Source organism: Sphingomonas sp. G5 (genome assembly GCF_052660795.1).
In genome coordinates, this window is record NZ_CP109660.1 from 1,839,052 (window position 1) to 1,852,135 (window position 13,084).

The 13,084-nt window shown below is 69.2% G+C and carries 16 protein-coding genes and 2 tRNA genes; 9 read left to right on the forward strand and 9 right to left on the reverse strand.

The window, feature by feature from the left end; all coding sequences use genetic code 11:
- Nucleotides 1-160: 160 nt before the first annotated feature.
- Entirely contained in the window at nucleotides 161-418 is a 258-nt protein-coding gene (locus NE358_RS08910) for a hypothetical protein (RefSeq protein ID WP_103209032.1), read from the forward strand.
- Between the two features lie 52 nt (nucleotides 419-470).
- Here NE358_RS08910 and yczR read toward each other — a convergent pair whose 3' ends face one another.
- Nucleotides 471-1,889, reverse strand: a complete 1,419-nt coding sequence (gene yczR, locus NE358_RS08915; protein ID WP_141377747.1) for a MocR-like transcription factor YczR — start codon at nucleotides 1,887-1,889, stop codon at nucleotides 471-473.
- Between the two features lie 61 nt (nucleotides 1,890-1,950).
- On the opposite strand from yczR, the gene yczE reads away from it, so the two are divergent.
- Complete coding sequence (gene yczE, locus NE358_RS08920) at nucleotides 1,951-2,559, forward strand: membrane protein YczE (RefSeq protein ID WP_116239889.1); 609 nt, start codon at nucleotides 1,951-1,953, stop codon at nucleotides 2,557-2,559.
- Nucleotides 2,560-2,579: 20 nt separating this feature from the next.
- Here the strand turns inward: yczE and NE358_RS08925 are convergent, their stop codons facing one another.
- Nucleotides 2,580-2,789, reverse strand: coding sequence for a methyltransferase (locus tag NE358_RS08925; RefSeq protein ID WP_103209024.1), 210 nt, complete (start codon nucleotides 2,787-2,789; stop codon nucleotides 2,580-2,582).
- Between the two features lie 101 nt (nucleotides 2,790-2,890).
- Between NE358_RS08925 and NE358_RS08930 the strand changes: the two genes are divergently transcribed.
- The 6 genes from NE358_RS08930 (at nucleotide 2,891) to NE358_RS08955 (ending at nucleotide 5,040) form a co-directional block, all read left to right on the forward strand.
- A tRNA-Arg gene (locus tag NE358_RS08930) sits at nucleotides 2,891-2,966 on the forward strand.
- Between the two features lie 35 nt (nucleotides 2,967-3,001).
- Nucleotides 3,002-3,628 carry an oligoribonuclease gene (gene orn, locus NE358_RS08935; RefSeq protein ID WP_103209021.1) on the forward strand — a complete coding sequence of 209 codons (627 nt, stop codon included), beginning with the start codon at nucleotides 3,002-3,004 and terminating at the stop codon, nucleotides 3,626-3,628.
- A 36-nt stretch (nucleotides 3,629-3,664) separates the two neighbouring features.
- Nucleotides 3,665-3,740, forward strand: a tRNA-His gene (locus NE358_RS08940).
- Nucleotides 3,741-3,884: 144 nt separating this feature from the next.
- Nucleotides 3,885-4,262, forward strand: coding sequence for a metallopeptidase family protein (locus tag NE358_RS08945; protein ID WP_499317668.1), 378 nt, complete (start codon nucleotides 3,885-3,887; stop codon nucleotides 4,260-4,262).
- On the forward strand, nucleotides 4,259-4,561 hold the full coding sequence (clpS, locus tag NE358_RS08950; RefSeq protein ID WP_103209931.1) for an ATP-dependent Clp protease adapter ClpS: 303 nt from the start codon (nucleotides 4,259-4,261) through the stop codon (nucleotides 4,559-4,561). The genes NE358_RS08945 and clpS overlap by 4 nt, the downstream gene beginning before the upstream one ends.
- On the forward strand, nucleotides 4,558-5,040 hold the full coding sequence (locus NE358_RS08955) for a DUF2017 family protein (protein ID WP_289937685.1): 483 nt from the start codon (nucleotides 4,558-4,560) through the stop codon (nucleotides 5,038-5,040). Before clpS ends, NE358_RS08955 begins: the two co-directional genes overlap by 4 nt.
- 12 nt (nucleotides 5,041-5,052) lie before the next feature.
- Here the strand turns inward: NE358_RS08955 and NE358_RS08960 are convergent, their stop codons facing one another.
- The 7 genes from NE358_RS08960 to gatC form a co-directional block, all read right to left on the reverse strand.
- Complete coding sequence (locus NE358_RS08960) at nucleotides 5,053-5,517, reverse strand: hypothetical protein (protein WP_289937687.1); 465 nt, start codon at nucleotides 5,515-5,517, stop codon at nucleotides 5,053-5,055.
- A gap of 16 nt (nucleotides 5,518-5,533) precedes the next feature.
- On the reverse strand, nucleotides 5,534-6,127 hold the full coding sequence (locus NE358_RS08965) for a nucleoside/nucleotide kinase family protein (RefSeq protein WP_246078287.1): 594 nt from the start codon (nucleotides 6,125-6,127) through the stop codon (nucleotides 5,534-5,536).
- A complete protein-coding gene (locus NE358_RS08970) occupies nucleotides 6,102-6,422 on the reverse strand; it encodes a hypothetical protein (protein WP_246078284.1) in 321 nt (106 codons plus the stop codon). The genes NE358_RS08965 and NE358_RS08970 overlap by 26 nt, the downstream gene beginning before the upstream one ends.
- 97 nt (nucleotides 6,423-6,519) lie before the next feature.
- The gene (locus NE358_RS08975; protein ID WP_116240070.1) at nucleotides 6,520-7,776 is read right to left on the reverse strand and encodes a DNA polymerase IV; all 1,257 of its coding nucleotides are present in this window, start codon (nucleotides 7,774-7,776) and stop codon (nucleotides 6,520-6,522) included.
- A gap of 118 nt (nucleotides 7,777-7,894) precedes the next feature.
- Entirely contained in the window at nucleotides 7,895-9,409 is a 1,515-nt protein-coding gene (gatB, locus tag NE358_RS08980; protein ID WP_116239894.1) for an Asp-tRNA(Asn)/Glu-tRNA(Gln) amidotransferase subunit GatB, read from the reverse strand.
- Nucleotides 9,409-10,929 carry an Asp-tRNA(Asn)/Glu-tRNA(Gln) amidotransferase subunit GatA gene (gene gatA, locus NE358_RS08985; RefSeq protein ID WP_289937695.1) on the reverse strand — a complete coding sequence of 507 codons (1,521 nt, stop codon included), beginning with the start codon at nucleotides 10,927-10,929 and terminating at the stop codon, nucleotides 9,409-9,411. The genes gatB and gatA overlap by 1 nt, the downstream gene beginning before the upstream one ends.
- Nucleotides 10,926-11,225 carry an Asp-tRNA(Asn)/Glu-tRNA(Gln) amidotransferase subunit GatC gene (gene gatC / locus NE358_RS08990; RefSeq protein ID WP_103209004.1) on the reverse strand — a complete coding sequence of 100 codons (300 nt, stop codon included), beginning with the start codon at nucleotides 11,223-11,225 and terminating at the stop codon, nucleotides 10,926-10,928. Before gatC ends, gatA begins: the two co-directional genes overlap by 4 nt.
- A gap of 72 nt (nucleotides 11,226-11,297) precedes the next feature.
- On the opposite strand from gatC, the gene NE358_RS08995 reads away from it, so the two are divergent.
- A complete protein-coding gene (locus tag NE358_RS08995; protein ID WP_289937698.1) occupies nucleotides 11,298-12,977 on the forward strand; it encodes a long-chain-fatty-acid--CoA ligase in 1,680 nt (559 codons plus the stop codon).
- Nucleotides 12,978-13,084: the final 107 nt, after the last annotated feature.

Sequence of the window (13,084 nt, forward strand, 5' to 3'; positions counted from 1 at the left end):
CCGACGGATGCCGGAGCCACACCCAGAATGACCTCCTCCGCCCGTCCGGGAATCGTCGTATCCGCACTTCTGGGGAGGGATTGCGACGTCGCCCGGCTGGGGAGGAATCGTCGGGTCGCGGCACCCGGTCGATGTCGGAGGTTGGTTCTACCGTCATCGCATGAGCACCGCACTGTGGAACGACCTCGCTCCGGCCCCGCGTCCGGCCGGGTGGGGAGCGGCGACGCACGTCGCCGCGGGCCTGTGGCGCATCGCCGACCCGCGCGGCATCGTGGTCGGTCACGTCCGCGCGATCGCCGCCGAAGGCGGCTGGCGCTACGCCGCCGAGCGCTTTCACACCGCCTCCGGCAGTTTCCGACGGCTCGGAGAGTTCTGGTCGTCCGCCGACGCCGTCGAGTGCCTGCGCTACCTGCGGTGAGTCGCCGACCGGTGGGGAGGGCACCGCGGCGCGCACGGGGCTGCACCGGTCATCACACCACCGTCGCGAAGTCGGTCCGCGCAGGCACCGCGCTTCCTCCTCGCACGTCGTCCCACGCTCCACGAAGGATGCCGACCGCTCGGCGCAGTGTCGCCGGCGACGCCGTGAACGGCATCCGCAACCGGCGGTCGTGTCCGCCTTCGACCGCGAATCGCGAACCGGCCGACAGTGCCAATCCTCGCGCACGCGCCGCCATGACCAGAGGAGTGCTCAGCGGTTCGCCGATGCTCACCCACAGGGAGACACCTCCGTGAACCTCCGGGATGTCCCATTCGGGGAACACCCGGCGCAGCTCCTCCACGACACAGTCACGACCTTCGCGCAGGAGCGTTCCTCGCTGTGCGGCGATCTCGCCGAGACGAGGAATGAGCCGAGCGGCGATGGCCTGCTCGAGCTCAGGGGTGCCCAGGTCGTGCACCGGACGGCCGCTCGCCAATCTGCGGACGATGTCGGGCGCGGCCCGCACCCACCCGACGCGCAACCCGCCCCACACCGTCTTGCCCAGGGAGCCGACGCGGATGACACGCTCATCGTCGATGAAGGGCGCAGGCCCCGCTGCGCGGTCGATGTCCAGTTGGGCGGTGGTCTCATCGATCACCAGCAGAGTGCCGACCGATTGCGCGCCGAGGAGGAATGCCTCGGTCTCGGTGGTGTCCATGGTGCGGCCGGTCGGGTTGTGGAAGTCGGGCATGAGATACGCCAACGAGGGCAGTGTCCGCGCGAATGTCTGCTCCGCTCGTTCCAGGTCCCACCCGTGAGCGGAGTCGACCGGCACCCCCACCAGGCGAGCGCCCACGCGGCGGAAGGCGTCCGCGGCGTGCGGGTAGGTGGGCGTCTCGATCATGACCCGGTCGGCCCGGTGCAGGAGCACCGAGGCGATCAGGTGGATCGCGCTCTGGGCGCCCGTGGTGACGAGGATCTGGTCGGGAGAGGTTGCGAAGCCCCGGTCGCGATAGTGCTCGGCGATCGCCGTACGCAGCCCGAGGTCGCCGACGACGTCGTAGCCGATCCGCGCCACGAGGGCGGGAGCTTCTTGGACGACCTCGGCAATGACCCCCGGAAGGCCAGGCCACGCCGCCGGGCTCGCCTGCTGCAGGTCGATGGTCTCGGCGTCCAGCTCGTGACGACCGGGATCGGTGCGGCGCAGGGGCAATGTCACGCTGCCACTGCCGCGGAGGCTCTCGATGTGTCCGCTGTCCCGGAGGCTCCGGTACGCGGCCGCAACCGTCGTCCGGCTCACCCCGAGGGCTGCGGCGAGCTCACGCTCGGCGGGAAGCGCGGTGGCGGGAGCGAGCCGGTTGTCCAGACAGAGCAGGCGGACCGCATCTGCCAGAGCCTCATAGGCCGGGCCGTTTCCGCGCCAGCCGCCGAGAGACGAAGCAAGAGTGCGAGCGGATACGCGGGAGTCCATGCGGCCACAATAGTCAAATTGGCATCACTGCAGAAAGCCAATCGGATGATTGGATCGGTCCATGCCTTCTCGGATCGTGCGCCTCTTTGTCGGACTCGTGTTGTACGGCTTCGGCTGTGCCGTCACCGTCGCCGCCGGTCTCGGTGTCGACCCCTGGACCGTCTTCGCGCAGGGACTGTCGCGCGTCTCAGGAATCGGCATCGGCTGGATCACCAACATCGTCGGCCTGGGTGTCCTCCTCCTGTGGATCCCCTTGCGACAGAAGCCCGGTGTCGGAACCGTCGCCAACATCCTGCTCGTCGGCACGAGCCTGCAGCTCGCCCTCGGGTTCCTCCCTCACCCCGACGTGTTCTGGCTCCAGGCGGTCATGCTCGTCGTAGGCGTCGTGCTGGTGGCCGTGGCATCCGGTCTCTATATCGGAGCCCACTTCGGCCCCGGACCGCGCGACGGCCTCATGACGGGAATGAACGCGCGCTTCGGTTGGCCCATCTGGGCGTGCCGGCTCTCGGTCGAGGGGTCCGTCCTGGCCTTGGGATGGCTCCTCGGCGGAACCGTGGGAATCGGCACCGTCGTGTTCGCCGTCGGGATCGGACCGCTGGTCCACCTCGCTCTGCCGCTGTTGGCCGCGCCGAAGCCCGTTGGTCGTCGGCACGACGTGGTGAACGCCTGACCGCGGACGAGCGTCCGACCTCAGTGCTCGCGGAACTCCGGCCGCTCACTCCCGGGCTTCAGGTGCGAGTGCACCGCGTTCTTCGCGATCTCCATGGAGGGGTACACGCCCAGCGGCTCGTCCTTCCCCGCCATGTGGACGCGGTAGCCGTCGGCATCCTTCTGGATCTTCCCGACCACCCCATTGGGCCCGTACGCCACCCAGATGCGTCGTGTCACCGTCTCGGACATGAGTGCTCCTTTGCTCTCGTTGCGCGAAATGTACCGCCGCCCGGCCGGCCGCGCCAGGGGCTGGCTCGGCGGAAGGCGGTCGAGCGATATCCTGATGACGACCCCCAGTAGCTCAGTGGATAGAGCAGCGGCCTTCTAATCCGCCGGTCACACGTTCGAATCGTGTCTGGGGGACCAGAGCCGGCGTCGGGACCCCTCACTAGGATGTGGGGATGGTAAACGCCTCCGAGAACGACCGGCTCGTCTGGATCGACTGCGAGATGACGGGCCTCGACCTCGGCGTCGACGAGCTGGTCGAGATCGCTGTCGTCATCACCGATTTCGAGCTCAACGTGCTCGATCCCGGTTTTCAGATCGTCATCAAGCCCGACGATTCCGCTCTCGCCAACATGGGCGAGTTCGTGACCGACATGCACCGCTCGTCGGGACTGCTCGACGAGATCCCCAACGGCGTGAGTCTCGCGGATGCCGAGTTCCAGACGCTCGAATACATCCAGCGGTTCGCACCCGTCGAGGGCAAGGCACCCCTCGCCGGTAACACCATCGGCACCGACCGCATGTTCCTGGCCAAGTACATGCCGCGGGTCGACCGCTGGCTGCATTACCGCAACGTCGATGTCTCGAGCATCAAAGAACTTTCGCGCCGGTGGTATCCGCGTGCGTACTTCCAGGCGCCGGCCAAGAACGGCGGACATCGTGCCCTCGCAGACATCCGCGAGTCGATCCGCGAACTCGCCTACTACCGCGCCGCGGTGTTCGTGCCGCAGCCGGGCCCCACGAGCGAAGAGGCCAAGGCAGTCTCCGCGTCGGCCGTGTCGTCGTTCGCGCTCGACGTATGACATAATCGTTCAGTTGTCTGCTTCGGCAGACACATGGTGGCTATAGCTCAGTCGGTAGAGCACCGCGTTGTGGTCGCGGGGGTCGCGGGTTCAAGTCCCGTTAGCCACCCCACTACTCGAAGGCCCGGAAGAGCAACGCTCGCCGGGCCTTCGTCGTTCGAGACCGGCACTCCCCCGAGCCATAGAATCGACGAGGGGATGCCGGAGCAAGATGCCGGCCGCCCTCAGACGGCTCGAGACCCCCGGGAGGCCCGCCGTGAACGATGACGTCGACGCGCGCCCGGCGCTCGAGATGGACGCCACGACTTTCGAGAGGCTCGTGGTCGACGAGCTGGATCGGCTTCCCGACGATATGGTCGACGGGCTCGACAACGTGGTGTTCGTCGTCGAAGACCGCCCGGAGGACGGCTCGCTCGATCTGCTCGGCCTGTACGACGGCTGGGCTCTCACCGAGCGAGAGAGGTACGGGGTCGGCGAACTCCCCGACCGCATCATCCTGTATCGCGAACCGCACCTCGCCGCGTGCGACGACGAGACCGAGCTGAGGGACGAGATCCACACCACGCTGGTCCACGAGATCGCGCACTTCTACGGAATCGACGACGAGCGCCTGCACGAGCTGGGGTGGGCATGATGGCGGGCCTGGCCACTCCCGATCTCGACATCGAACGCGAAACGAACCTGTCCGCCGCACCCCCGTCGTCCTGGCAGACGGTCGTGTGGAACGACCCCGTCAACCTCATGAGCTACGTCACCCACATCTTCCGCACCTACTTCGGCTACGACGCCTCCACCGCGAACAGACTGATGCTCGCCGTACACCACGACGGTCACGCCGTCGTCGCCCGCGGGCCCCGAGAGGTCATGGAAGCGCACGTGCAGGCGATGCACGACTTCGGTTTGTGGGCCACCGTCCGGAAGGATCCCGCGTGAGCGAGCGGATCGTCGTCCTCGAGATCAGTGGACTCGAGGCCCTTCACCTCGCCGGCATCGTCGGACAGTTCCGCGATCTGCTTGCGGACTCGCACTCCGAGAACGACCCCGCCATCGAGCGTCTGCTCCCCGACGCGTACCCCGACGACGCTGCCGCGAGCCGCGAGTTCCGCCGCCTCACCAGTTCCGACATCCTCGAGCGCCGGTCTCAGGATGTCGCGACCGTGCTGCACACGCTGGGGCTCGACGGCGCCGATCTCGACCCCGACAGCGACCCCGACGCGACGATCGCCGTGGCCCTCGGCGAGACGGAGGCGCTCGCCTGGATGCGAACCCTGTCGGCGCTCCGGCTGGTCATGGCGACGCGTCTCGGCATCCGAAACGACGACGATCACGACCCCGAGGATCCTCGATACGGCGTGTACGACTGGATCGGATATCGCCTCGACGGCCTCATGGCCGCTCTCGACAGATCCTGACGCCCCTTCTCGTCAGTCGCCCCGACCCGTCGGCCATTCCGGTGCTTCCGGGGGACACTCGATGGGCTCACTCGTGACGCGAGAGGACTGGACCACGTACCGCCGGCACGCCTGGCCCCAGTAGTCGCCTGTCCGCCAGAGGAGGCTCGCGTCTCGTTCGAAGCGGTAGGCGGCCGCCACGAAGACGTCGCCTTTTTGCGAAAGCAGCCGCAGGTCGAAGGGGAAGAGTGTCTCGCCGGGCGATGCGGGACGGCCGAAAAAGGCGGCGACGTCGCCAGGGGAAGCACCGGGGACGGCAGCCAGGCGTCGCAGCTGTTCAAGGAGCTCCCCGTCCGCGTAGGCCGACGCGGCCCGATCTCCCTCGCGCTCGAGCGGAGCGGGTGCTTCTGCGACCGCCCGAGACGCGATCGATGCCACCACGACGGCAACGCCCAACGACGCGAGCCACACGCGCCTCGTTCTGGTCAGCCGGATCATGCCGTGTGACCGATCGTCACGGGATGGTGACGACGAGGTCGGCAAGGTGCGCGGGATCGTGGGCGGCGAGGTGGTGCTCCTCTTGCGCGGCCCACCGGTCCCAGTGAGGGCGGTAGGTCTCGCCGTCGCGACCGAGGGCACGCGTCTTCCGCGACGACAGCGGGGCATCCACCCACACCGACACGTCCGCGACCCGAGCGACCTCGGGAGTCAGAAGGCCGGCGCCCTCCACGAGCAGCGGCAGCGAGGGATCGACGGCATAGGCCTCCGCGCGCGAACCCGTCTCCCAATCCCATCTCTCCCAGACGCCGACGAGACCGCGCGCGTGAGGCGAGAGTATCGTCCGTCGGGCGTAGTCGACGCCGTCGGCCAGGCCATCCCACCCCGGGTAGACATCGTCGAGCGCAACGAGCTGCACGCGACTGCGGCCCGGCCACGTCGCGACGAGGCGCCGGGCCAGGGAGCTCTTCCCCGCGCCGCTGCGGCCGTCGAGGACGACGACGGGATTCGCGGCGCCCACCGCGACGACGCGTGCCGACACGGCAGCCACCGCCGCCGTGAGGGCGTCGTCGACCGGGTCTGCGCTACTTCTTGAGAGCGCGGATGACACGGCTGAGGGCTCGGCCGGCCACCCACACGAACGGGATGCCGACGGCGAGCAGCGAGACGAGATTCGGGTCGAACCGCAGGTCGTCGCCGCGACGGATGTAGGCGCCGAGCGGAAGCGTGTAACCGCCCCCGCCGCCACCGCCGTTCCCCTGCTCGTCGGATCCCCCGCCATAGCCGGCCCAGACGAGGGCGACGGGGACGATGCGCACGCCGTCGACGTCCTGCTGCTCGCCGTAGGCGGAGGTGACGCCGAAGCTCGTGGCCTGCTTGCCGAGTTCCAATGCGATGTTGGGCATGAGCCCACCGTAGCGGCCCGCCGGCGAGCAGCCCAGGGGCGTTGCGTCCGGTGTCCGCGCGTGCCATCGGCGGCGACGGACCTCGCCCGGTGTCGCCTCAGTGGTCGTAGGACGGTCGCGGGTTCGTCGGCAGGGCTCCCCCGCCGCGCGACGGGCCCAGGAGCGATCCTCTCGTCACCGCTCCGCGGCCGAAGCGCGCGGTGGCGCCGTCGAGAGCGCCCTCGACGCGGCGCCACTCGGCGTCGTCGTCCCACAGCGTCGCCGCCATCGCCGCGGGCTTCAACTTCTCGCCTCGCACACCGACCAGGCGCACGGCCTGTCGCCGGTCGAGGGAGTCGAAGAGCTCGATCGCGGCGTCGCCGATGCGTTGGCCGACAGAGGTCGGTTCGTTCAGCGTGCGCGACCGGCTCAGCGTCGTGAAGTCGGAGAAGCGGACCTTGATCGCGATCGTCGACGCCTCGTACTGCTGGCCGCGGAGGCGGGCTCCGACGCGGTCGGCCAGTCGTCGCAGCTCGACGTGCAGCAGGCGCGTGTCGGAGATGTCGGTGTGGAACGTCTCTTCGTGTCCGATGCTCTTCTCGGAACGCCCCGTGTGCACCTCGCGCGCGTCGATCCCGCGGGAGAGGTGCCAGATGCGCTCCCCCATCGCCGACCCGAGGACCTGGTCGAGCGCATGCCGCGGGGTGTCGAGGATGTCGGAGACGAGACGGATGCCGCGCGATTCGAGCGCCTCGGCGGCCTTCGGCCCCACGCCCCACAGCGCCCGCACCGATCGGGGGCGGAGGAAGGCCTCGGTGTCGGCGGCGGCCACGACGAGCAGACCGTCGGGCTTCGAGATCGTCGAGGCCATCTTGGCGACGTGCTTGGTGGCGGCGACACCGATGCTGCAGGTGAGACCCGTCTCGGCCTTCACTCGCGCGCGGAGGTCGCGCGCGATCGTGCCGGGACTCCCCCACAGCCGGCGTGCGCCGCGGACGTCGAGGAAGGCCTCATCGATCGACAGCGGTTCGACGAGCGGCGTGACGTCGTGGAAGATCGCCATGACCTGACGCGACATCTCGGTGTACCGGTGATACGGCGGGTTCACGACGATCGCCGTCGGGCAGAGGCGCAGGGCGATGGCGACCGGCATGGCCGATCTCACCCCGTAGCGGCGCGCCTCGTACGAGGCGCTCGAGACGACACCGCGCCCCTCGGACCCGCCGATGATCAAGGGCTTGCCCGCGAGCGAGGGGTCGTCGAGCACGGCGACCGACGCGAAGAACGCGTCCATGTCGACGTGCAGGATGCCGGTCCCCGTGTCGTCGGCGTCGGGGCGCGAGACGATGCGTCCCGATCCGTCGCCTCGTCCCATGGCATCCATTCTCCCTCGGACCTCCGACATCGGCCCCGGTGCGGGCGTCGAAGCCCGGAATGACGGATGCCACGACCCCGAGCCGTGCGAGACGGCCGAGGTCGTGGCATCCGGTGTCCTACTGAGCGGCGCGCTCGAGGACCAACTCACGCACGCGCGCGGCGTCGGCCTGGCCCTTCATCGCCTTCATGACCGCGCCGATGACGGCACCGGCGGCCTGCACCTTGCCGTCGCGGATCTTGGCGAGCACATCGGGCTGAGCCGCGAGCGCTTCGTCGATCGCGGCGATGAGCGCTCCATCGTCGGAGACGACGGCGAGACCGCGCGCGTCCACCACCTCTTGCGGGGTGCCCTCGCCGGCGATGACGCCCTCGAGCACCTGACGCGCGAGTTTGTCGGTGAGCGTTCCGGCGTCGATCAACTTCTGCAGCGCGGCGACGTTCTCGGGCGACACGAGGTCGGCTGCGTCTCGCTCCTGCGCGTTGGCGACGCGGGTGATCTCCCCCGTCCACCACTTGCGCGCCGACGCGGGCGCGGCGCCCGCGGAGATGGTGTCGGCCACCGCGTCGAGCAGACCACCGTTCGCGACGTCCTGGAACTCGAGGTCGGTGAAGCCCCACTCGCCCTTTAGACGGCGTCGGCGCGCGGCCGGCGGCTCGGGAAGAGCAGCGCGAAGCTCGTCGATCAGCTCGGGCGCGGGCACGACCGGCAGCAGGTCGGGCTCGGGGAAGTAGCGGTAGTCGTCCGCATCGGACTTCGGACGACCCGGGGACGTGCGGCCGGTGTCCTCGTGCCAGTGGCGGGTCTCCTGCGTGATCGTGCCGCCCTTGGCGAGGATGGCCGCCTGACGCTGGATCTCGTAGCGGACCGCGCGCTCGACGGATCGCATCGAGTTGACGTTCTTCGTCTCGGTGCGGGTACCGAGCTTCTCCTGGCCCCGGGGACGCAGGGACACGTTGGCGTCGCAGCGGAGGTTTCCGCGCTCGAGCTTGGCCTCGGAGATTCCGAGACCGCGCACGATGTCGCGGATCGTGGCGACGTACGCCTTCGCCAGGGCCGGGGCCGAGTGCTCGGCGCCGAAGATCGGCTTGGTGACGATCTCGACGAGCGGGACGCCGGCGCGGTTGTAGTCGACGAGCGAGTACTCGGCGCCCTGGATACGACCGGTCGAGCCACCCATGTGGGTGAGCTTGCCCGCGTCTTCTTCCATGTGCGCGCGCTCGATCGGCACGGTGACGATCGTGCCGTCTTCGAGCTCGACCTCGACCGAGCCCTCGAAGGCGATCGGCTCGTCGTACTGCGAGATCTGATAGTTCTTGCCGAGGTCGGGGTAGAAGTAGTTCTTCCGCGCGAACCGGCTCGACGGTGCGATGGAGCAGCCGAGGGCGAGGCCCAGGCTGATCGACGAACGGATCGCCTCGGCGTTCACCACCGGCAGGGCGCCGGGAAGACCCATGTCCACCGGCGCGACGAGGGTGTTCGGCTCGGCGCCGTGGTGGGCTTCGTTCGCCGGATTCGGCGCGGCCGAGAACATCTTGGTCGCCGTGTTCAGCTCGACGTGCACCTCGAAGCCGAGGACCGGCTCGAACAGCTCGAGCGCCTCGTCGAAGTCCATGAGTGCGTCTTTCGCCATCAGAGCGACGCTCCGTTCGTGAGGGAAGGGGCTTTGTCGAGAAGAGGTCCGCCCCACTGGTCGACCAGCAGCGCCTCGAGAGCCGCGCCGACGCGGTACAGACGCGCGTCTTCGCGAGCGGGAGCGAGGAACTGGATGCCGACGGGCAGGCCGTCCTCGGCCGCGAGACCGCTGGGAACCGAGATGCCGGGAACGCCCGCGAGGTTCGCGGGGATCGTCGTCACGTCGTTGAGGTACATCTGCAACGGGTCGTCGATCTTCTCGCCCAGGCGGAACGCCGTGGTCGGCGCCGAGGGGGTCGCGATCACGTCGACCTGCGCGAAGGCGGTGTCGAAATCCTGCTGGATGAGCGTGCGCACCTTCTGCGCGCTGCCGTAGTAGGCGTCGTAGTAACCCGCCGACAGGGCGTACGTGCCGAGGATGATGCGGCGCTTGACCTCGGGGCCGAAGCCGGCGTCACGCGTCGCGGCCATGACGTTCTCTACCGTGGCTGCTCCCTGCGGGGTCACCCGCATGCCGAAGCGCACGGAGTCGAACTTCGCCAGGTTGCTCGAGGCCTCGGCGGGCAGGATCAGGTAGTACGCGGCGACGCCGTACTCGAAGTGCGGGGCGCTGATCTCGACGATCTCGGCGCCCTGCGCCTCCATGGCCGCCAGCGACGCGCGGAACGAGTCCGACACGCCTTTCTGGAAGCCGCGGTCGTCGAGTTCGCGGATGACGCCGACCTTGAGGCCTGTGAGCACCTGACCGGTCGCTCCCTCGCGGGCGGCCGCGGCGAACGAGGGCCACGCGTCCGAGAGCGACGTCGAATCGTTCGCGTCGTGCCCTCCGATGACGTCGTGCAAGAGCCCCGCGTCGAGCACGGTGCGCGTGACCGGCCCGACCTGATCGAGGCTGGATGCCAGAGCGATCGCGCCGTACCGGCTGACCCCGCCGTACGTGGGCTTCACGCCCACCGTGCCGGTGACGTGCGCGGGCTGACGGATCGAGCCACCGGTGTCGGAGCCGAGGGCGACGGGCGCCTCGAAGGCGGCGACAGCAGCGGCGGATCCTCCGCCGGACCCGCCGGGAATGCGATCGAGGTCCCACGGGTTGTGCGTGGCGCCGTACGCCGAGAACTCGGTCGAGGAGCCCATGGCGAACTCGTCCATGTTGGTCTTGCCGAGCGGCACGAGACCCGCGGCGCGAGACCGCGCGACGACGGTGGCGTCGTAGGGCGACATGTAGCCCTCGAGGATCTTGGAACCACTCGTCGAGGGCATGTCGGTCGTGACGAGCACGTCCTTGATCGCCAGCGGGACACCCGCGAGCTCGTGGAGCTGCTCGCCGGCAGCGCGGCGGCGGTCGATATCGGCCGCGACCTCGAGAGCGCGGTCGCTCACGTGCAGGAACGCGCGCACGGCGCCGTCCACGGCGGCGATGCGATCCAGGTGAGCCTGCGTCGCCTCGACGCTCGAGACCTCGGACGACGACAGCTTGGCGGCCAGTTCGGCGGCGGTCAGGCGGGTGAGATCGGTCACTGCTCTTCTCCCAGGATCGCGGTCACGCGGAATCGGCCGTCGGCCTGGTCCGGGGCATTCAGCAGCACCTGCTCGCGCGTCAGCTGCTGCTGCACGACGTCGGGGCGGAAAACGTTCTCGAGCGGGATCGGGTGGCTCGTCGCGACCACCTCGGGGGTCGCCACCTCGGACACCTTCGCAATGTTGTCGACGATGGCATCCAGCTGGCCGGTCAGGCTCTGGACCTCCTCGTCGCTCAACTGGATCCGGGCGAGCACACCGAGATGGCGCACGAGATCAGGAGTGATTTCAGACACTCGGTCAGTCTAGTTCGCGCACCGTGCCTCGCCCGCCTCGACCCCGTCGCGCGCTCGCCCTAGGCTGGCCGCGTGACGAGTTTCGATCCGCCGCGCCCCTGGACCTCGAGCTACGCCGCGGGGGTGCCCGAAGATCTGGACCCTCAGAGCGGGTCTCTCGTCGACATCGTCGACGCCTCGGTACGGGATTATCCGGACGCCCCGGCCCTGCAGTTCTTCGGCCGCGAGACCACCTACGCCGAGATGTCAGCCCAGATCGCCCGCGTCGCGGCCGCTCTCGCCGAGCGGGGAGTCGTCGCAGGAGACCCGGTCGCCATCGTGCTGCCGAACTGCCCGCAGCACATCGTGGCGTTCTACGCCGTGCTGCGCCTCGGTGCGGTCGTCGTCGAGCACAACCCGCTCTACACGCCGCGCGAGCTGCGCAAGCAGTTCGAGGACCACGGCGCCAAGCACGCGATCGTGTGGAGCAAGGTCGTCGCCGCCGTGCAGGACTTCCCCGCCGATCTACGAGTCGACACGCTCGTGTCCGTCGATGTGACAACGGCCATGCCGATGCGCACCCGCCTCGCCCTGCGCCTGCCGATCCCCCGGGCGCGCGAAGCCCGCGCCGCCCTGACGACGAAGACACGGGATGCCGACGACTGGGCGGACCTCCTCCGCCACGCCCCCCTTCCCGAGACGCACCCGCGGCCGGGCTCGACGGACCTGGCGATCATCCAGTACACGAGCGGCACGACCGGAACCCCCAAGGGGGCGATGCTCACCCACGCGAACCTCCTCGCCAACGCCGCTCAAGCGCGGGCATGGGTGCCGCAGATCGTGCGCGGTGAGGGCTGCGTCGTCTACGCGGTGCTCCCGATGTTCCACGCCTACGGGTTGACGCTGTGCCTGACCTTCGCGATGTCCATGGGCGCGCGTCTGGTGCTGTTCCCGAAGTTCGACCCCGACCTCGTCCTGGAGGTGACGAAGAAGCACCCCGCGACGTTCCTGCCGCTGGTCCCGCCGATCGCAGAGCGGCTGCTCGCGGCGGCGGACGAGAAGGGGGTGTCCCTCACCGGAACCGACGTCGCCATCTCGGGGGCCATGGCGCTCCCGCACTCCCTCGTCGTACCGTTCGAACAGGCGACGGGTGGGTTCCTCGTCGAGGGGTACGGGCTGAGCGAGTGCTCCCCCGTGCTCATGGCCAACCCCGTCGCGGCCAACCGGGTTGCGGGCACCGTCGGTCTGCCTCTCCCCGGCACCGAATGCCGGGTCGTCGACCCCGACGACCCGCGCATCGACGTCGAGCGCGGCGAGCTGCTCGTGCGCGGCCCCCAGGTGTTCTCGGGCTATTACGGCAAACCAGAAGAGACCGAGGCGGTCTTCGTCGACGGGTGGTTCCGCACCGGCGACATCGTCACGATCGACGATGGCGGATTCGTCCGCATCGTCGACCGCATCAAGGAGCTCATCATCACGGGCGGGTTCAACGTCGCCCCGACCGAGGTCGAGAACGTGCTGCGCCAGCATCCCTCGGTCGCAGATGTCGCGGTCATCGGCATGCCGAGCGAGCACTCCGGCGAGGAGGTCGTCGCAGCCGTGGTGCCGTCGACGCCGGACGACTTCGACGCCGAAGCGGTGCGAGCGTTCGCACGCGGCATCCTGACGCCGTACAAGGTGCCCAAGCGCATCGTGGTGGTCGATGAGCTCCCCCGCTCGCTGATCGGCAAGGTGCTGCGCCGCCAGGTACGCGACCGACTTCTCGAGGGCTGACGATTCCCTGCTACATCCGGGCCCCGCGCGCAAGGGCAGGGGTGAATTGGCGTGCGCGCGCCCCGGATCGATACCGTCGGAGTAATCCGGGCCATGTGACGCCCGGA